This window comes from Botrimarina sp. (genome assembly GCF_040219535.1).
GTDB lineage: Bacteria > Planctomycetota > Planctomycetia > Pirellulales > Lacipirellulaceae > Botrimarina.
Map to the genome: position 1 here is coordinate 310206 of NZ_JAVJSH010000029.1, position 17720 is coordinate 327925.

Annotated in this window: 15 protein-coding genes; 8 read left to right on the forward strand and 7 right to left on the reverse strand. The window is 70.1% G+C overall.

Features of this window, described 5'->3' with window-relative positions; all coding sequences use genetic code 11:
• Window positions 1-92: 92 nt before the first annotated feature.
• Window positions 93-767 (reverse strand): response regulator transcription factor, encoded by a 675-nt coding sequence (locus RIC11_RS17455; RefSeq protein ID WP_350213548.1) that lies wholly within the window; start codon window positions 765-767, stop codon window positions 93-95.
• A 249-nt stretch (window positions 768-1016) separates the two neighbouring features.
• Here RIC11_RS17455 and RIC11_RS17460 point away from each other — a divergent pair, with 249 nt between their 5' ends.
• The 4 genes from RIC11_RS17460 to RIC11_RS17475 all read left to right on the forward strand — a co-directional run bounded on the left by RIC11_RS17460 (window position 1017) and on the right by RIC11_RS17475 (window position 6029).
• Window positions 1017-1607 (forward strand): sigma-70 family RNA polymerase sigma factor, encoded by a 591-nt coding sequence (locus RIC11_RS17460; RefSeq protein ID WP_350213549.1) that lies wholly within the window; start codon window positions 1017-1019, stop codon window positions 1605-1607.
• Entirely contained in the window at window positions 1604-4099 is a 2496-nt protein-coding gene (locus RIC11_RS17465; protein WP_350213550.1) for a PAS domain S-box protein, read from the forward strand. Before RIC11_RS17460 ends, RIC11_RS17465 begins: the two co-directional genes overlap by 4 nt.
• 211 nt (window positions 4100-4310) lie before the next feature.
• Window positions 4311-5606, forward strand: coding sequence for a TlpA disulfide reductase family protein (locus RIC11_RS17470; protein WP_350213551.1), 1296 nt, complete (start codon window positions 4311-4313; stop codon window positions 5604-5606).
• Between the two features lie 60 nt (window positions 5607-5666).
• A complete protein-coding gene (locus RIC11_RS17475; RefSeq protein ID WP_350213552.1) occupies window positions 5667-6029 on the forward strand; it encodes a prepilin peptidase in 363 nt (120 codons plus the stop codon).
• A gap of 31 nt (window positions 6030-6060) precedes the next feature.
• Here RIC11_RS17475 and RIC11_RS17480 read toward each other — a convergent pair whose 3' ends face one another.
• The 4 genes from RIC11_RS17480 to purE form a co-directional block, all read right to left on the reverse strand.
• On the reverse strand, window positions 6061-7374 hold the full coding sequence (locus RIC11_RS17480) for a DUF1501 domain-containing protein (RefSeq protein WP_350213553.1): 1314 nt from the start codon (window positions 7372-7374) through the stop codon (window positions 6061-6063).
• A gap of 37 nt (window positions 7375-7411) precedes the next feature.
• Window positions 7412-9025 (reverse strand): DUF1549 domain-containing protein, encoded by a 1614-nt coding sequence (locus tag RIC11_RS17485; RefSeq protein ID WP_350213554.1) that lies wholly within the window; start codon window positions 9023-9025, stop codon window positions 7412-7414.
• Window positions 9026-9098: 73 nt separating this feature from the next.
• Window positions 9099-10250 (reverse strand): 5-(carboxyamino)imidazole ribonucleotide synthase, encoded by a 1152-nt coding sequence (locus RIC11_RS17490; RefSeq protein WP_350213555.1) that lies wholly within the window; start codon window positions 10248-10250, stop codon window positions 9099-9101.
• A gap of 44 nt (window positions 10251-10294) precedes the next feature.
• A complete protein-coding gene (purE, locus tag RIC11_RS17495; RefSeq protein ID WP_502879398.1) occupies window positions 10295-10816 on the reverse strand; it encodes a 5-(carboxyamino)imidazole ribonucleotide mutase in 522 nt (173 codons plus the stop codon).
• A gap of 112 nt (window positions 10817-10928) precedes the next feature.
• On the opposite strand from purE, the gene RIC11_RS17500 reads away from it, so the two are divergent.
• From RIC11_RS17500 to RIC11_RS17515, 4 genes are all read left to right on the forward strand, one after another.
• Complete coding sequence (locus RIC11_RS17500; RefSeq protein WP_350213556.1) at window positions 10929-12242, forward strand: hypothetical protein; 1314 nt, start codon at window positions 10929-10931, stop codon at window positions 12240-12242.
• Between the two features lie 14 nt (window positions 12243-12256).
• Entirely contained in the window at window positions 12257-13447 is a 1191-nt protein-coding gene (locus RIC11_RS17505; protein WP_350213557.1) for a DUF1570 domain-containing protein, read from the forward strand.
• Window positions 13448-13453: 6 nt separating this feature from the next.
• Window positions 13454-14086: a DUF502 domain-containing protein gene (locus RIC11_RS17510; RefSeq protein ID WP_350213558.1), complete on the forward strand. Its 633-nt coding sequence runs from the start codon at window positions 13454-13456 to the stop codon at window positions 14084-14086.
• 125 nt (window positions 14087-14211) lie between these two features.
• Window positions 14212-14784 (forward strand): glutathione peroxidase, encoded by a 573-nt coding sequence (locus RIC11_RS17515; RefSeq protein ID WP_502879399.1) that lies wholly within the window; start codon window positions 14212-14214, stop codon window positions 14782-14784.
• A gap of 88 nt (window positions 14785-14872) precedes the next feature.
• Here RIC11_RS17515 and RIC11_RS17520 read toward each other — a convergent pair whose 3' ends face one another.
• Window positions 14873-15766 (reverse strand): glycosyltransferase family 2 protein, encoded by an 894-nt coding sequence (locus RIC11_RS17520; RefSeq protein WP_350213559.1) that lies wholly within the window; start codon window positions 15764-15766, stop codon window positions 14873-14875.
• A 6-nt stretch (window positions 15767-15772) separates the two neighbouring features.
• The gene (locus RIC11_RS17525; RefSeq protein ID WP_350213560.1) at window positions 15773-17554 is read right to left on the reverse strand and encodes a hypothetical protein; all 1782 of its coding nucleotides are present in this window, start codon (window positions 17552-17554) and stop codon (window positions 15773-15775) included.
• Window positions 17555-17720: the final 166 nt, after the last annotated feature.

Consider the following 17720-nt stretch of genomic DNA (forward strand, 5'->3'; position numbering starts at 1 on the left):
CCAGCCTAGGGATCACGCCGCGCCTGGCTTCGTGCCGGGCGCGCCGTGAAGCTGACATCGTTCAGGCAACGCCGTCGCGTGGCCGAAAGCCATCACTGCATGCCCGTCCAAGGGGAGCGGCTGCGGTATCCCATTTCCGCTAGCAGGCGGTACTCGGCGTATTTGCCGACAACCTCGCCGGTGGTTTCGGCGCCGAACTTATCCACGATCCGGGCCCTATCGCCTTCGATTGTCCGCACCGAAACGTTTAGGTTGCGGGCGATCGACTTGTTAAGCTGCCCGGCGACGATCGACTGGAGGACCTGGGTCTCCCGCGACGACAGCTGGTCGACTGCTTCGCTGATCCTGTCGAACCGGCGACGCACGCCGCACCGGACCGCGTCCTTTTCGATCGCCTGACGGATCGCGTCGGTGAGCTGCTCGGCTCGGAAAGGCTTCTCCAAGAGCGTCACCGCGGTCTGGCAGAGCAGGCGGACCGCCATCGGCAGGTCGGTCTGGTCGGCCGTGATGATGACTGGCAGCGGATCGATCATCTCGGCGTGTTGCTGAGCAATCTGAGGATTGCTCACGCCGGGAAGGTTATAGTCCAACACAAGGCACGCCGGGCGGCCGGTCGGCGCGTTGGAGAAGAACTCGGCCGCTGAGTTGTAATGACGAAAACGGTACCCCAGCGGCTGGACGAGCGCTTCGAGCGCCTCTCGGGCTGCCGGGTCGTTTTCGACCGCGTAGACCGTCCCCTGCGAGAGGTCTTTGTCTGTTCCGTGCATCTGGTACCCCTTCTGGTTTGCGGCTCGGGGGGCCGCTAGTTCGTGGCCAGCGTCGCCGGCGGAGGCCCGCGGGTCAGACGCTTGTGCTCATTATCTTCCACGGTGAAAGCACGGTAACGGTTCCCCGCATTACGGCCATCGGAAAAAAATCCTTGGTGGTCGCCGTCTGAATCTTCCTAAACTCTGGTACGACAAGACGTTATGCGGGTAGCCGAACGGGATCCGAGTGTCGGAGAAGGGGCTACACCGATGGGCGATTTAACGCGCATCACGCTGCTCGACCGCGTCCAGCAGGCTCAATCCGGCGAGCCCTGGGAGGAGTTTGTCCGCGTTTACGACGGTCTGATCGCTTCGTGGCTCCGGTCCCAGAGGATCAACGACGCCGACGCCGACGACATCCGCCAGGAGGTCATGCAGGCGGTCGTCCGAGACATCCCCCGGTTCCAGCACAGCGGCCGGCCGGGAGCGTTCCGCGCCTGGCTGCGTCGGATCACCGCCAATCGGATGCGTCGGCTGTGGCAGCAGCGTAGCCGCAGCAGGGCGGAGTGGGGCGGGCTGGACGTCAGCGAGATCGCCGACCTGCTGGAGGACGATTCCAGCCGGCTGACCCTCGCGTGGGACCGCGACCACGACAAGTTCGTGCTGAACCGCATGCTCGGCATGCTGCACGGCCGCTTCTCGCAACAGAGCCTGACCGCCTTCCGCCGGTTGGCGATCGCCCAGGAGCCGGTCGACGTGGTCAGCCGCGACCTCGGCATGACGATCGGCGCGGCGCGCGTCGCTCAGCACCGCGTGCTGCGCGCGCTGAAAACGCTCGGCGAAGGCTTGGTCGACATATGAACCCCGTTTCGCAGACGCCCGAAGCCCACCCCACCGACCACGACCTCACGGCTTGGTTGCGGAACGAGCTTACCGTCGAGCAGCGGGGCGCGGTGGAGACGCACCTCGAGCGGTGCGACCACTGCGCGAAACGGCTGGAGCACTTGCCCGCCGGCGACGACCGCTTCGTCGAGCGGCTACGCGAGGCCGCCGGCCTTGGCCCCACCGCCGCCGACCCGCCGGCCGACACGAACCTGGCGTTCGCGGCGATCGCCCTCCAAGCCGGCTTGATCGACCCGCAACAACTCGCCGACGCGTGCGTGCTCTTTTCCACTCGGGCGGGCGTGTCGCTGGCGGACCTCATGCAGCAGCAGGGCATCCTCAGCGAAGAAGCCCGCCGCTCGGTCGACGCGCTGCTGGCCGCGCGGCGTGAGCGGCGACGATCGACGGCGACAACCGAGACCCTCTCGGGCCGCGACCACGGCGGACCGGGCATCGCCGATAACCTCGTGCTCGCCCCGCTGCCCGGCGAGCGCCTGCGGCTGCGGCAGCTCCATTCGCAGGGGGGGATCGGGCAGGTTTGGCGCGCGCACGACACGCTGCTGGGACGCGAGGTCGCCGTCAAAGAGCTGCTGCCCGAGCTGCGTGGGTCGCGCACCCACCGCGATCGCTTCTTCCGCGAGGCGCGCGTCGCCGCCCAACTGTCTCACCCCGGCGCCGTGCCGGTCCACGAGTACCGCGAGGAGGGGGGCCGCTGCTACTACACGATGAAGTTCCTCGACGGCCGCTCGCTCAGCTCCGTCATCCGCGAGTCGCTCGCCGAACCGCCCTCCCCGGACGACCCGGCCAAGACCTTCGAGCGCCTCTTCCCGCTGCTGGAGTGCTTTTTGTCGGTCTGCGACACGATCAGCTACGCCCACGCCAAGGGGATCGTGCACCGCGACCTGAAGGGCGACAACGTCGTGGTGGGTGAGTTCGGCGAGGTGAACGTGATCGACTGGGGCTTGGCGAAGCGCTACGCGTCGGGAGAGCGAGTCGCCGAGCCCGCCAAGAGGGTGGTGGCCGAGTCCGCCACCCTCGAGGGGGAACGCCTCGGCACGCCGGGCTTCATGGCGCCCGAGCAAGCTCGGGGCGAGCAGGGGGCGATCGACCACCGGACGGACGTCTACGGCCTGGCCGCGCTGCTGTACGAGGTGCTCACCGGCCGCGCGCCGTTCTCCGGCGAGACCGCCAACGAGGTCATGCACCGCGTGGAGGTTCAGGCGCCGCTGCCGCCGTCGAGCTACCGCCCGGACACGCCGCGGGACCTCGAGGCGATCTGCCTCCGCGGCCTCTCCAAGGACAAAGCCGACCGCCAGCAATCGGCCGCCGAGTTGGCCGACCAGGTCCGCCACTGGGTCACGGCCCAGGCCGAGCGCCGCCGCGAGGCGCTACGCCGCGAGGGCTTCTTCGCGTTGTCGCGCGACCTCTGTGTCACGATCGATCCCGATTGGCGGATCGAACAGGTGAACCCAGCTTGGACCAAGATGTTCGGCTTCGCCGCGGACCGGGCGGCCGGCAAGCCCGTGCTGAAGCGGGTCCATCCCGACGACAAAGAAGTCATCACGCAGTGCCTGCGCCGCGTGCAACAGGGCGACTCCGCGCAGGACGTGGTGGCTCGGATACAGAACGCCGACGGCGCCTACATCCCCATCAACTGGACGCTCACACGGATCGCCGGCCAGTGCGACATGTACGCGATCGGCCGTCCGCTCGACGAGCGCAGCGAGCGTCGGCGATCGCTCGAGGCCCGCGGGCAGTTCTTCTTGCTGTCGCCCGACTTGTTCGTCATTTCCGACGACACCGGCCGCGCGGGCCAAGTGAACCCCGCCTGGAAAGCGGTGCTCGGTTACGAGCCGGAGGAGGTCGTCGGACACCAGTTCTCCGATTTCGTCCACCCGGACGACGTCGCCCGCGCGACCCGCGCCGGCCGCCGCGCTCTGCTACGCGAATCGGCCGTCAACCTCGAGACCCGCGTCCGTCACCGACACGACGGGTACCGCGTCATCGCGTGGACGCTGTGCCGCGTCCCCGGCGAGTCGATCAATTACGCGATCGGGCGCGACATAACCGAGTCCAAACGCACCGAAGAGCGCCTGCGGGCGTTGCTCGACCGCGGGCCCGAGGCGCTGGCGGTCGTCGACTCCCGAGGGCGGATCGAGTACGCCAACCAGACCCTGTGCGGGATGCTCGCCTACGAGTGCGGCGAGCTGATCCACGAGCCGTTCGACAAGCTGCTGCCCGAGTCGGGCCGAGCCGACGGTTGGAAGCGGTTCGAAGCCTTCCTGTCCGCTCCCCGCGTCCGTTCGGTCGGTCGCGGCCAAAGCGTGCTCGCCCTGCGTAGCGACGGCCGGTCGTTGCGGGTCCGCGTCCGCCTCAGCCCGCTGAGGCTCAGCTACGGGGACCTGTCGATCCTGGTCGAGGTGTCGCGTCTCGATGAGCCGGCGCCCAAATTGCACACGCGTCCGACGTGACCGCAGGTCCGCCGGCCCACCTCGCCTCGCCGGCACGCGGCGCCCGCCCACCGGCTTATGCCGCCTGCCATCCGGCCGGGGGCGCCCGGCCGGGGCGCCTAGCCGGAACCGTCCCCGGCCGGCGTATACTCATTTACGCGAGGCCGCAAGGTCGTCACGAGATGTTCCCCAACGCGATCCCGTCGCCCCACAGACCCGTAAGGCCGATTCTATGTCCCGTCCCTCGCTCGTAGTTCGGCTGCTGATGCTGGCCGCCGCGCCCGCGGCGCTGCTGCTCGGTTGCGACGAGATCCAGCTTGCGCCGGCCGAGGGCGATGGCCCGTCGGCGACGGCCGAAGGCGATGGCGATTCAGACGGCGCCAACTCGAGCGAGAGCATCGACGGCCTGACGATCGGTTCCAAAGCTCCCCCGCTTTCGATCGAGCACTGGTTCGACTCCGAACTCGGCGACAAGCCGATCGAGAAGTTCAAGGCGGGCGATGTTTATATGGTCGAGTTCTGGGCCACGTGGTGCCCGCCGTGCGTGGCCAGCATGCCCCACCTGGCCGAGCTGCAAAAAGAGTACGCCGACCAAGGCGTGACGATCGTGTCGGTCAGCGACGAGCCGGTCGAAACGGTCGAAGAGTTCCTCGGCGGCGAGGTTCGCAACTACGAGGGCGACGCCGAGCAGACGCCCACCTACGACGAGCTGACCTCCGCCTACCGGCTGACGACCGACCCCGATGGGTCGATGTCGGAGAACTGGATGCAGGCCGCCGCGCAGCGCGGCATCCCGACGTCGTTCCTCGTTGGCAAGACCGGCCGGATCGAATGGATCGGCCACCCGATGGCGGTCGATTCGGTGCTCGCCGAGGTCGTCGAGGGAACGTGGGACCGGGAGGCGTTCGGCCGGCAGTTCCGCGAGCAGCAGCGGCTCGACCTGTTCCGCCAAGACATGATGGCCGCGATGCGCAGCGGGGGACCCGAGAAGGCCCTGCAGGTCATCGAAGAGTTCCGCGCCTCGGCCGAGAGCGAGCAGGCGCTCGCGATGGCCGACCAGCTCCAGGCCATGGTCGAGAAGCAGGTGTTCCTCTCGCAGCTCGGCGAAGACCCGCAGCAAGACCTGAAGCGCTTCGAAGAGATGCTCGCCCCCATCAAGGACGACATCAACGAGGTCAACGAGATGACCTGGACCATCTACCGCTACGCCGACGCCGGTCGCGGTGTGGACAAAGAGCTGTTGCAGGCCGCGTCCGACGCGGCCGAGGCGGCCCTCGAGCTCGAGGGCCCCAAGGGCTCGCTGCTCGACACCATCGCCCACCTGCAGCACGAGCTGGGGAACCTCGACCGGGCGATCGAAGTCCAGTCGCGGGCGGTCGAGCAAGAAGAGATCGCCAACAACCCGGCCGCCAAGGAGCAGCTGCAGCAGTACCTCGAAGAGCTCAAGGCCGAGCGCGACGGCGGCGAGCAAGCCGAAGGCGGATCCGACGAACAGCCGGCCGGTGACGACTCGGAGCAAGGCAACTGACGCTCCCGCCCTTCGGCTGATCGCGGCGGGGGCGCCCCCAGCGAACACGCCGCCCCGCCGATGCACGACTGGCTCGCCAACCTGCTGGACTTCGAACGGACCCCCTGGTGGCTGGAGCACGCCCCCTACTGGGCGGCCGTGCTCTGGTTCGTGGCGGTCGGCGGGTGCGTGGGCAGTTTCCTGAACGTGGTTGCGCTCCGCACGCCGAAGGGAGAAGACTTCGTCGCCCGGCCGAGCGAGTGCCCGGTGTGCGGCCACCGCCTTCGCTGGCGACACAACCTGCCGCTGATCGGGTACCCGATGCTCCGCGGCAGGTGTTACGACTGCCACACGCGGATCCCGATCCGCTACTGGCTCTGGGAAGTCGCGTTCGCCGCTCTGTTCGGCGTGATTGGGGCGATCGTCGCGCGGCCGTACTTCTGAGGCGCGGCGGGGCGTGGGCTCTTGGGTCGCACTAGGCGAACAGCTCCTCGATCACGCTGCCGCCGTCGACGAGCTTCACGGGGCGTCCGGCCGAGGTCGTGTTCTCGTGCGACGCGTCGATCCCCAGCGTGTGGTAGATCGAGCAGAACAGATCCTGAGGAGAAACGGGCCGCTCGACGACCTCGGCGCCGAGCCCGTCGGTCGCGCCGATGGCCCGTCCCCCTTGCACGCCGCAACCGGCGAGCCACGCGCTGAACGCCCGTGGGTAGTGGTCCCTGCCGCCGCGGCCGTTGATCCGCGGGGTGCGACCGAACTCCCCCATCCACACGACGAGCGTCGAATCGAGCATGCCCCTGGCCTTCAAATCGGCGAGGAGCCGTGCGGCGGGGCGGTCGAACTGCGCGGCGAGAGCTTTGCTCCGCTCGTGGTTGTCGTCGTGCGTGTCCCAGCCGCCGAGCGTCACCTCGACGAAGGTCACGCCGGCCTCCAGCAGCCGCCGCGCGAGCAAGCAGCCGCTCGCGAACCGACCCTCGCCGTAGGCCTGGCGCGCGGAGAGCGGCTCGCGCTCCAGGTCGAAGGCCTGCATGTCGGGCGACAGGATCATGCCGCTGGCCGCCGCGACGAGCTTGCGCTGCGCGTCAACGAGGTCCGTCCCCTCGGCGGCGCCGAAGTCGGTCTCTAGCCGCTCGAGCAAGCCCAGGCGACGGCGGTAGCGCAGCACCGACGAGGCCGGCCGCGCGTTCCGCGGCGGCCGCGACGGGTCGTCGATCACGAGCGGATCGTAGTCCACGCCGAGCATGCCGCCCCCGCCGCCCCCCGAGGTCCGGCCCACTCGCACGAAGCTGGGCAACGCGGCGGCCGCGTCGGCGGCCCGCTCGGCGTCGAGCCGTTCGGCGACCGCCGAGCCGAGCGTAGGCAGGTTCGCCCCGCCCATCGGCAAGTAGCCGTGGTGCATCAGGTACCGCGCTCGGGGGTGGCTCCCCTCCTTGCTCGTCAGCGACCGCACGACGGCCAGGTCGCCCATCGCCTTGGCGAGTTCCGGCAGGTTCTCCGAGAGCTGTATCCCCGGAACCGCCGTCGCGATGGCGCCCGCATCGCCGGCGGACCGCGAGCCGGGCTTGGGGTCGAGCGTTTCGAACTGACTCGGCCCCCCTTCCATCCAAAGCAGCACGCAGCGTTTGCCGCCGCGGCGGAGCGTTTCCGCGGCAAGGGCCACGCGCTGGGTCCAGCTCATTGTCACCCCGGCCGCCGCCACGGCGCTCGCGGTCCGCAAGAAGTCCCGCCGCGAGGCGACGGCGCCGCGTCTTGTCAGCCTCACTTCGGCGCCACGGAGCCAATGGGTCATCGCTCGGTCACTCGCGGAAGGTGAGAAAGAAAAGCGGTTAACGCCGGTGGGAAAACTCGGCCGTGTTCAGCAGCGCCCAAAACAAGTCTTCCATGGCGGACGCGACGACTCCCTCGCCGTCGACGTGGTCGAGCACGACCGCTAGCTCCTCGCCGGTCGGCTCGCGGGACAGCGTACGCAGGTACAGCTCGCGGGCGATCGCCGACGCGTCGTCGGCGTGGCGGAGCGACAGCCCTCCGACCACGGCGCCCGGCAGCGCCCTAACCGCCAGGTTCAGCTGCGGCGTGTTCATCCGCGCCAGAGCCTGGGGGATCGTGGCTTGGACCGTGTCGCGTGGCTCGCTGGGGTCGTAGCCGAACGCGCTGTTGAACAGCAGCCGCGGCGTGGCGAGGCCGTAGCCGCGGCCCTGACGCGCGCCGCCGAGCCCGCGGAGCCGCCGCTCGTCGACGCCCAGCGCGGCGAGCGTCGCGTCGAAGAGCTGGTCGCCGCGGAGCGGCTGCGCCACGTTGGCGGCGAACGGCTTCGCGCCGGGCGCCCGGCGCGGCCGCGACTCTCGCTGGTACGCGTCGGTCGCTAGGATCGTCCGGTGTAGCCAGCGGAGGTCGTGCCCCGAGTCGGTGAACGCCGTGGCCAACCGCTCCGCAGCTCGGGGGGCGCTCGGCTTGCGGCCGGGGCCGAGGTCGTCCACGGGCTCGTAGAACCCCTCGCCGATTAGCTCCGCCCAGTAGCGGTTCACCAGCGCCGTCGAGAACCACTCCGACGCGGTCAGTTCCTCCGCGAGCCGACCCCGCCGCTCTGCGTCGCGCGTGCCGAGGGGCGCCTCCATGCCGGTCAAGAAGAACCTCGGCTCGATCCGCGCGCCGACCTCCTCGGGACGCTCCGGGTCCTGCATGTAGTGCTCCGGCCGGCCGCGCCGGTTCAGGTTGGCGCCGGTCCGCAGGAGCGGGAAGTCGCGGCGGTCGGCGACGTTCACCACCAGGTCGATCGGGCGGCCGCGCTGCGGCCGCACGCCGACGCGCGGGAAGAACGCGGCGAGCTCGTGAAACTGCTCGCGCTTCCAGGAGTCCCAGGGATGATCGTGGCACTGCGCGCACTGGATCTGCACGCCGAGGAAAACCCGCGACACCTCGGCCGCGATCTCCTCGGTACGCCCGTCCTGCGCGACCAGGATCGCTGTGGCGCCGTCCTCCCGCGCCGAGCCGGTGGCGGTGATGAACCGCTCGGCGATCACCGACCACGACTCGCCCGCGTTGATCCACTCGGCCAGGTCCGACTCGAGCGCGGCCGAAACCAGCAGGGCTCGGTCTTCCAAGCGGCGGCTCAGGATCACGTCGCGCCAGTACCTCGCTTGGGCGACCCCAAATTCGGTGCGGTGCACCAGGTCGTCGACGATCCGCGTGCGTTTGTCGGCGGCGTCGTCGTTGACGAAGTCGCGGACCTCGCCCGGCGAGGGAATCGCGCCGATCAGGTCGAGGGACGCCCTCCGTAGGAAGGCGGCGTCGCCGACGCGGGGGGCGGATTCGCCGGGCGACAGGCCCACGTCCTCGGCGATCAAGCGATCGATCTGGCGAGCCACCCGAGAGGGGCTCGGCGCCGCGAGCGTCGCCGTAGCGGCCGCAGCAAACAGCGGGAAGATCGCAAGAAACCGCATGACGGTCGACTCGCGGCGGGGGGCGGCTGGAGGGTCTACGCCCTTCAACCCCGCGGCGCCGCTCCGGTTCCGCTCAGATCCTCGACCGGGCAGCGCGGACCGCCGCTCGGGCGTGCTCCGGCGTGTCGGACAGGAGCGTCAGGTGGCCCATCTTCCGCCCCGCGCGGGCCGACTCTTTGCCGTACAAGTGCACGTGCGCCCCGGTATGCAGGGCGGCGATCCAGTCGGGCTCGCGGGCCGATCCATCCGAAGCGAACCATTGGTCGCCCAGCAGGTTGGCCATCGCGGCCGGTCGGAGCGACTCGGGCGACCCCAGGGGGAGTCCACAAACAGCGCGGACCTGCTGCTCGAATTGGCTCGTGCGGCACCCCTCGATCGTCAGGTGCCCCGAGTTGTGAGGCCGGGGGGCGATCTCGTTCACCAGCAGCGAGCCATCGGGCCGCTGGAACATCTCGACGCAGATCAGACCGATCGCGTCGAGCCGCTCGGCCACCGCCGTGGCGATCTTCGCGGCCCGCTCGGCCGTCTCGGGCGAGGTGTCCGGCGCCGGCAGCACCGACACGTCCAGGATGTGATGCGCGTGGTCGTTCTCGATCGGGCCATAGAGGACCAGCTCGCCGCTAGGCGCGCGGGCGACGAGCATCGACACCTCGCGCGAGAAGTCGACGAAAGCCTCGAGGATGCAGTCGCCCGGGCCGATCGCCTCCCACGCCGCGTCGAGGTCGGCGCCCGGCTGGAGCACGCGCTGGCCCTTGCCGTCGTACCCCATCTGGGCGGTCTTCAGCACCGCCGGCAGGCCGATCTTCTCGACAGCCGCGTGGAGCATCTCCGCTGAGTCCACCGGCTCGAACGGCCCGACCGGCACGCCCGCAGCCGCGAGGAAACGCTTTTCGCGCACGCGGTGTTGTGTCGTGTGGAGCACGTGCGAGCCGGGCCGGACGGGCGTGTGGCGTTCAGCGACTTTGATCGACTCGGTCGGCACGTTCTCGAACTCTAGGGTCGCCACGTCGACCGACAGGGCGAAGCTCGCCACGCTACGCAGGTCGCCCAACCGGCCCACGTGTTCCTGGTCCGCGACGCGGCCGGCGGGCGAGCCGTGGTGCGCGCTGTACACGTGCACCCGGTAGCCCATCCGCTGCGCGGCATGAACGAACATCCGCCCGAGTTGCCCACCGCCGAACACGCCGAGCGTCGCGCCGGGCAAGATCGGAGGCGAGTCGGTCACGGCTGCGAGCGAGTGGCGGGCTGTTGTGGGTGAACCGCGGCGCTTCAGTCCAGGCGCTGCGAGCGGACGCGATCCGCCTCGCGCCGGTGATACTCGTGCAGCTTCTGGCGCAACTCCGCTCGGCTGCCCGCCAGCACGCGGACCGCCAAGAGGGCGGCGTTCTTCGCGCCGGACGCCCCGATCGCCAGCGTCCCGACGGGCACACCGCCGGGCATCTGGGCGATCGACAGCAGCGAGTCGAGCCCGCTCAGGGCCTTGGATTGGACCGGCACGCCGAGCACCGGCAGAACCGTCAGCGAAGCGATCATCCCGGGCAGGTGAGCGGCGCCGCCCGCTCCGGCGATGACCACCTGCAAGCCGCGGCCTTCGGCCTGCTTCGCGTAGGCGACCATGTCCTCCGGAGTGCGGTGCGCGGAGACCACACGGGCCTCGAACGGCACCCCGAACTCGGCCAGCGCCTGAGCCGCGGCGCGCATCGTTGGCCAGTCGCTGGTCGAACCCATCACGACGCCGACCAAGGGCTCGCCATCGGGCGACTCGATCGGCAGGGGGGCGGGGTCGGCCACGGGCTGTTCGGCGGGTGGTTGGGGGGCGAAACCGCCAAGTCTCGCCGGCCGACGCCCTCCTAGCAAGCCGTGAAGCTTCTCACGCCCGCGGCGCCCGATTAGGTTGCCACTCGTGCCCGCCGCCGCAGCCGACCATCGAACCCCAGCCCGGCGGCGCCGCGACGTGCGGCTGACGCTGCTCAACGCGGTGTTTTGGGCGCTCGGGAACGGCCTCGTGTCGACGACGCTCGTCACGTACCTGGCGCTGGAACTCGGCGCGCGGGGGGTGGCGATCGCGTGGATCGCGGCCGCGCCGCGTTTCGCCGGCGTCTTGCGGCTGGCGGCGCCGTCGATCCTGCGTGCGGCGGCCGACCGCGGCGTGGGGCGGAAGGCCGTTTGCTTGGCGGCCTTCGCGGCGAGCGTCGCGGTGCTGCCGCTCGCGCCGGCCGCCGTGTGGGACGCGCCGGCGGTGAGCGACGGCCGGGCCCTCACGGGGCGGATCGTTCTGCTGGTCTCCGCTTGGTGCCTGTACCACTTGTTGGAATACGTGGCCGTGGTCGCGTTGTGGAGCTGGATCGGCGACCTCTACCCGCCGCGCCTGCGGAGCCAGCTGTTGGGTCGCCGCGAGAGCTGCTTGTCGGTCGGCCGGCTGGTTGGGGTGGGCGTGAGCATCTTGCTGGCGGCCGCTTGGGCCGGGCTCTTGCCCGGCGCGCCGCGCTGGGCGCCGCTGGCGGCGTCGGCCTCGGTCGGGGCGGCCCTGATGGCGTTGTCGCTCGTGCCGCTGGCGCTGACGACGGCCATGGCGTCACGCCCTAGCGCGGCGCCGCAGTCGCCGTGGCGGTCGCTCCGCCGGGCGCTTGCCGAGTCGGGCTACCGCCGGCTGATCGTGTTCAATTGTTGGCTCAGCGCCGCCAACGGCCTGACGGGCGCCGCGCAGGGCATGTACCCGTTCCGTGTGCTGGGCATGCAGTACGAGCAACTGCAGAGCCTCCGTGCGGCGATGTGGGGCGGCCAAGCGGCTCTCGCGCCGGTCGCCGGCAACTGGATCGCACGTTTCGGGCCCCGGCGGGTGATAACGACGGCGCAATTGCTCGTGGCGTGCGGCCCGCTGTGCTTCTTACTCGCGGCGCCCGGTTCGTCGTGGTGGATCGCCGTGGCTTTCGCGCTGTGGGTGGCTTACGCACCGATCAACATCGGGCTGGACACGCTGAAGCTGGGCCTGGGCGACCCGAAGAACAACGCCCCGTACCTGGCCGTGTACCACGCGTTGGGCGACCTGTCGAACGGGCTGACGATGCTGGCCGGCGGATTGCTCTACGACCTGCTCGCGGCGGGGGACCAGCGGGCGTTGCGTGTTTACGCGAGCCTCTTCCTGGCCGGTTGGTTGCTGCGGCTGCTTGCGGTCCCTCTAGCGGCCCGATTGGCCGAGCCTTCCCGGCGAGGTTGAGTTAGGATAAGCGGATGCGATTTGCCCAACTGCGTTTACTCCGCGTCGCCGTAGTGCTCGCCGCGGCCGTTCCCTGCGCGGCGGTCGACACGATCACCTTCCGCGACCGGCCGAGCCCCGACGCGGACCCGCGTGAGATCACGGCCCAAGGGCGGGTGTTGATCGAGGACTCGGTCGGCAACCGCTTCTTCGAAACGGTCGACGGCGGCCGCTACCTGATCGCCACCGACGACGTGCTGTCGATCGAGTCGAACGACACGCCCTTCCGCCCGGCGACCGCCGAGGAGCTCGGCGAGCGGCTGCTCGATGAGCTGCCCGGGGGCTGGCGATTGCACACCACCCCGCACTACGCGGTGGTGTACGACACCAGCCGCGAGTACGCGGAGTGGACCAGCTCGCTGATGGAGGGCCTCTACGCCGCGTTGCAGCGGTACTGGAAGCAGCAGGGCGCCGAGATCGAGGAGGCCGAGTTCCCGCTGCCGATCGTCGTCCACCGGTCGGCGGCCGACTACAAGCAAGCCAGCGAGGCCGACGGCGTCGGCGGCGCGGCGGTCGGTTACTACAACCTGAAGAACAACCGCGTGCGGATGTTCGACCTGACCGGCTCGGACGAGCTCCGCGCGGCGGGCGTGGCGGTGCGGCGGGGCTCGCGGCGGGAGATCACGCGCATGCTCGCCACCCCAGCGGCCGAGCCGCTGGTGAGCACCATCATCCACGAGGCGACCCACCAGGTCTGCTTCAACACCGGCCTCATGCCCCGGCTGGCCGACCTGCCGCTGTGGTACGTCGAGGGGATGGCCGTCTACTTCGAGGCGCCCGGCTCCGGCGGCGCCCGGGGGTGGAGCGGCATCGGCCGCGTGAACCGCCGCCGGCTCGTCACGTTCCTGCGGCACCTGGGCGAGTGGAACGAGGGCTCGCTCGCGAGCCTCATCGCGTCGGACGACCGATTGCGCGACCCGCGCACCGCCGGCGTGGCCTACGCCGACGCGTGGGCGCTGAACTACTACTTGATCCACAGGCGGCGCAGCGACTACATCGGCTACGTGCAAGCGATGCAACAGCGCGAGCCCCTCAAGGGCCCCCCCGCCGGTGAGTCGGACGCCGCCGCCGCGCGACGGCGTATCGCCGTGTTCACCGAGCACTTCGGCGACCCGGCCGAGCTGCAGCAAGAAATGCTCCAAGCCATGTCACGGCTGCGTCCGTAGGGGCAGATGAAACGCCACTTCGAGCGGTACTTTGGCCTGCTGAAGACCACGCTCTTGGGCGGGGTCGTGTTCCTGCTGCCGCTGATGGTTGTCGGGGCGTTGCTCGGGCAAGCGGCGATGATCGTGGCGGGCGTGGTATCGGCGTTGCAAGACTACTTGCGCGAGAACAGCGACACGATCGGCCATTACGTGGAACTCGGCCCGCTGTTGTACGCGTCGGTCGCGGTGGCCTCGTCCGTCCTGCTGGTGCTCGCGTGCTTCGCGGCGGGGGTGTTCGCACGGCGGCGGCTGGGCCGGTGGTTCACCGAGCGAGCCGAGCGGTACTTGCTGATGCTGTTCCCGCGCTACGCGGTGTTCAAAGACCAGCTAACGGGAAACCTCGGCACGGGCACCCTGCGGCCGGTCGTGGTGCGGCTGCAAGGCGCCACACGCGTCGGCATGGAGGTGGAACGCGACGCGTCGGGCGTCGTGACGGTCTACCTGCCCAGCTCGCCCGACCCGTGGACCGGCGATGTGGTGATCCTCCCTGCCGCCGAGGTAACCCCGATCGACGCGCCGTCGGCCGACGTGATGGCGACGTTCGAGAAGCTAGGCCGCGGGACCAGCGACTACGTGCTCACGGGCCCCCCCGCCAGGTAAGCGCCCTCGGCGGGGCCTCCTCTGGCGGGACCCGGCAGTGGTCGGCGGGGCGGGTCTGGCTTATTGTCGTTCGGGCGGTTCGCTCCGCTCCGGACAGGGTTCCCCCCGCTCAAGAGGTAAACCGAATGCGTTCTCCGCTCGCCTGCTTGCCGATTCTGCTGCTCATGGCCGCCACGCCGCCGATCCACGCCGAAGACGCCCCCTCGCCGCACGCGCTCGACTTCACGATGGAGACCCTCGGCGGCGACACCGTCGATCTCGCCGAGAAGTATCGGGGCAAGGTCGTGCTGCTGGTGAACGTGGCGAGCAAGTGCGGCTACACGCCGCAGTACGCGGGCTTGCAGGAGCTGCACGAGCGTTACGCCGACAAGGGGCTGGCGATCGTCGGCGTGCCGTGCAATCAGTTTGGCGGGCAAGAGCCGGGCACGGCGGACCAGATCGCGGCCTTCTGCTCGGCCAACTACGGCGCGGAGTTCGACATGCTCGCGAAGGTCGACGTGAACGGCGAAGACCAATGCCCGCTGTACGCGTACCTGACGAACGAGTCGCCCTACCCAGGCAAGATCAACTGGAACTTCGAGAAGTTCCTCGTGAGCCGCGACGGCGAGGTCATCGGCCGCTACAAGTCGGCGGTCGAGCCGACGAGCGTCGAGCTGGTGTCGGCGATCGAAGGGGCCTTGGGCGGCGGTGGTCAGTAGCCACGATCCAGTAGCCAGTCGCCAGATGTCCCTCCTGGCCACCGACCACTGGCCACCGACCACTGGCAACTGGCCACTGGCAACCATGTCAGTCCAGCCACGCATACCGCGCGATACACCACAGCGCGCGGACCGCGTCGCGGAGGCCGATCTTCTTGCCCTCGTCCCAGCCGCGGCTGTTGTAGGCGATCGGGACCTCGAGGAAGCGGCAGCCGCGGCGGGCCAGCTTGGCGGTGATCTCCGGCTCGAACCCAAAACGGTTCTCCTTCAGCGGCACACCGCGCAGCGCGTCGCGGCGGAGGGCTTTGTAGCAGGTCTCCATGTCGGTCAGGCGGAGGCCCGTCGTCATGTTCGACGCGGCGGTGAGCATCCGGTTGCCGAGCCGGTGCAGCCGCGACGGGTCCTGGTGGGCGTTCTCGAGGAACCGCGACCCGTAGACGACGTCCGCCTCGCCCCGCTGGATGGGGTCGATCAACCGCGCGTAGTCGGACGGGTCGTACTCGAGGTCGGCGTCCTGTACGAGCACGACATCGCCGCGGGCGTGCCGCAGCGCGGTCCGTAGCGCGGCGCCCTTGCCGCGGTTGTAGCCGTGCAGGATCACGCGGACGTCGTCCGACGCTTGCTCGAGTTCGATCAGCGCGTCACGCGTGCCGTCGGTGCTGCAGTCGTCGACGATCAACAGCTCGTCGTGGCGAGCCTCGGCCCGCACGCGAGCGACGATCTCCCGGATGGTGGCCGCCTCATTGAACACGGGCATCATCACGGTGACCTTCAGCTTGGCCGGCGCAGGATCGGCCGCTTGGCGGACGCGGTCCGCCTGGGCCAGGTCGCCGTGCCGGCGCGCCTCGGCCAGCGCGGCCTCGGCTTGGGCGAGCGTCTGCTCCATCCGGCCGCGAAGCGCGTCGCCGGCGCCGGAGGCCGGCGTGTCGCGCGGCTTGGCGGCTGGCGTCTTGGTGGCGTCGCGTTGGTCGAGAGTGCTCATCGTCCTCTATCCGTTGGTGTTGGGCGTATCGGCCGAGGCGCCGCTGACGGCGTTCTTTGCGACCCGCCCGGTAGGTTCCCCTGCGAACGCGGCGCCGCGCCGGGGCGCCCCCGGCCAGTTCACCGCCGTCATCGAGTAGTGATCGGAAACGAAGCGTCGCTCCGGCGGCACGTACCGGTCCGACGCCGGGTCGTCGACGACCGGCCGCCGACCCCAGAGCTGGGCGAGGGCGTCTTGGTACAGCAGCGCCCAGGCGCTGCGAGGCTCGCTGGCCAGCCTCTGCATCTGGTGAACCGGCGCCGGATAGCGGCGGTCGAGCAGCACGTAGTCGGGCCGGTCTTCGCGGAGCGTGCGGCGCCGGTCGATCGGGCCGGAGCCCTCGGCCCGGTAGCGCGGCTGGCCATCGGCGAGCAGGAAGTCGAAGTGCCGGTCGATGACCGCCTGCGGGTAGCAGGTGCGAAAACGGCCGTCGACCGCCACGCGGATATCGGGCGCCAAGGCGGCCATCGCGTACTGCGCCCAGTTGAAGCAAACCAGCACGTCGCCGCCGACGCGGTGATCGGCCATCCACTGGACCGCGTCGACTGGCCAGTGCGAGCGGTAGACCGGCAACTCCCTCAGCCGCTCGCCGACGATCGTCGCCTGCAACGCGACGAGGCCGGCCAGCCCCGCCACCGCGACTCGCCGCAAAAGCGGCGTCGCCTCGGCGCCGGGCCAGGGATAGCGCAGAGTGCGTCGGCCGGCGAACCACCGCACCACGCGGCGCCCGGCCGACTGCGTGTGCGGCGGCAGCCAGAAACCGCACAGGATCGCGAACAACGCGATGTGCCGCAGGTGCTCGGCCGCCTGCCACGCGACCACGGCCAGCACGGCGACCTGGGTCCAATCGCGGCGCCGTTCGCTCGCCAAGAGCGAAACGAGCGTCAGCACCAGCAACACCACGAACGGAGCGAAGACCGGGTTGCCGACGGTCGGCGCGTCCCACTCGGTGATCTCGGGCCGCGGCGCCGCGAGCGACTCGCCGAGCCACGCGTGCAACCGCCAGCCGTACGGGTTGATCAGCGTGGCGGACACGCTCGCCATCAAGACCGCCGCCGACCCGGCGGCGGCCCACCAAACGCCCTCGCGGCGCTGGATCAAAGATTCGATCAGCCGACCGCCTAGCACTGCCGCTAGCAACAGCAGCCCAAACGCGAACCCGCCGTGCGAATTCGCCCACACCGCCATCAGCGGCGGCACGCCCAGCAGCGGCCGCCAGTCGATCGCTTCGTGGCTCGCCGACGAGTCGCGCGACGCGACGCTCCGGTCGAGCAGCCAAAGCAGCAGCGAGCAGTACAGGAAGCTCAGCAACTGCGGCCGAATTGGAAAGAACCCCTCCAGCGCGTTGGCGACCGTGAGCAGGACCGACCACGTGACGATCGGCGCCGTTGCGTGGCGGCGAGCGGCCGAGGCCATCAACAGGAGCATCGCCATGCCGAGCGCGACCTTCGCGGCTTGCATCCCGACTACCCCGCCCACGCGGAACCCGCCGGCGAGCAGCCGCTCGGCTAGCAGTTCGTGGTTCACCCATGGCTGGCCCACGGCGGTGAACGTGTGGGTTGCGGTGCGGGGCAGCCGGCCTGATCCGATCCACTCCTGGCCGTAGAGCACATGCCCCCACAGATCGGGGCAGGCCACGTTCATCGCCAGCGGCGCCGCGCACGCGACCGCCAGCAGCAAGACCGCCAACCGACGGATCAACCCGGCCTGCCGGCGATCCGAGGCGCGTGGGCTTGCGGGAGGGGACATGGGGGATCCAGCGGAGCGTCGAGCCGGCGGGCAACGGAGGGCCGCGGCCGACGCGGACCACCACGGCGCGCAACGCGGCCCGAAAGCGTACGACACGCACGCCCCGCGCAACGCTTGCAGACGCCCCGTTTTGCCCGATCCGCAGCCCGCACCGCCGGACGGACCG

Excerpts from the sequence above, each read along its gene's own strand:
- RIC11_RS17465 (WP_350213550.1), top strand. The coding sequence starts at position 1,604 with ATGAACCCCGTTTCGCAGACGCCCGAAGCCCACCCCACCGACCACGAC.
- RIC11_RS17455 (WP_350213548.1), bottom strand. The coding sequence starts at position 767 with ATGCACGGAACAGACAAAGACCTCTCGCAGGGGACGGTCTACGCGGTC.
- RIC11_RS17460 (WP_350213549.1), top strand. The coding sequence starts at position 1,017 with ATGGGCGATTTAACGCGCATCACGCTGCTCGACCGCGTCCAGCAGGCT.
- RIC11_RS17510 (WP_350213558.1), top strand. The coding sequence starts at position 13,454 with ATGAAACGCCACTTCGAGCGGTACTTTGGCCTGCTGAAGACCACGCTC.
- RIC11_RS17505 (WP_350213557.1), top strand. The coding sequence starts at position 12,257 with ATGCGATTTGCCCAACTGCGTTTACTCCGCGTCGCCGTAGTGCTCGCC.
- RIC11_RS17470 (WP_350213551.1), top strand. The coding sequence starts at position 4,311 with ATGTCCCGTCCCTCGCTCGTAGTTCGGCTGCTGATGCTGGCCGCCGCG.
- RIC11_RS17515 (WP_502879399.1), top strand. The coding sequence starts at position 14,212 with ATGCGTTCTCCGCTCGCCTGCTTGCCGATTCTGCTGCTCATGGCCGCC.
- RIC11_RS17525 (WP_350213560.1), bottom strand. The coding sequence starts at position 17,554 with ATGTCCCCTCCCGCAAGCCCACGCGCCTCGGATCGCCGGCAGGCCGGG.
- RIC11_RS17520 (WP_350213559.1), bottom strand. The coding sequence starts at position 15,766 with ATGAGCACTCTCGACCAACGCGACGCCACCAAGACGCCAGCCGCCAAG.
- RIC11_RS17485 (WP_350213554.1), bottom strand. The coding sequence starts at position 9,025 with ATGCGGTTTCTTGCGATCTTCCCGCTGTTTGCTGCGGCCGCTACGGCG.
- RIC11_RS17475 (WP_350213552.1), top strand. The coding sequence starts at position 5,667 with ATGCACGACTGGCTCGCCAACCTGCTGGACTTCGAACGGACCCCCTGG.
- RIC11_RS17480 (WP_350213553.1), bottom strand. The coding sequence starts at position 7,374 with ATGACCCATTGGCTCCGTGGCGCCGAAGTGAGGCTGACAAGACGCGGC.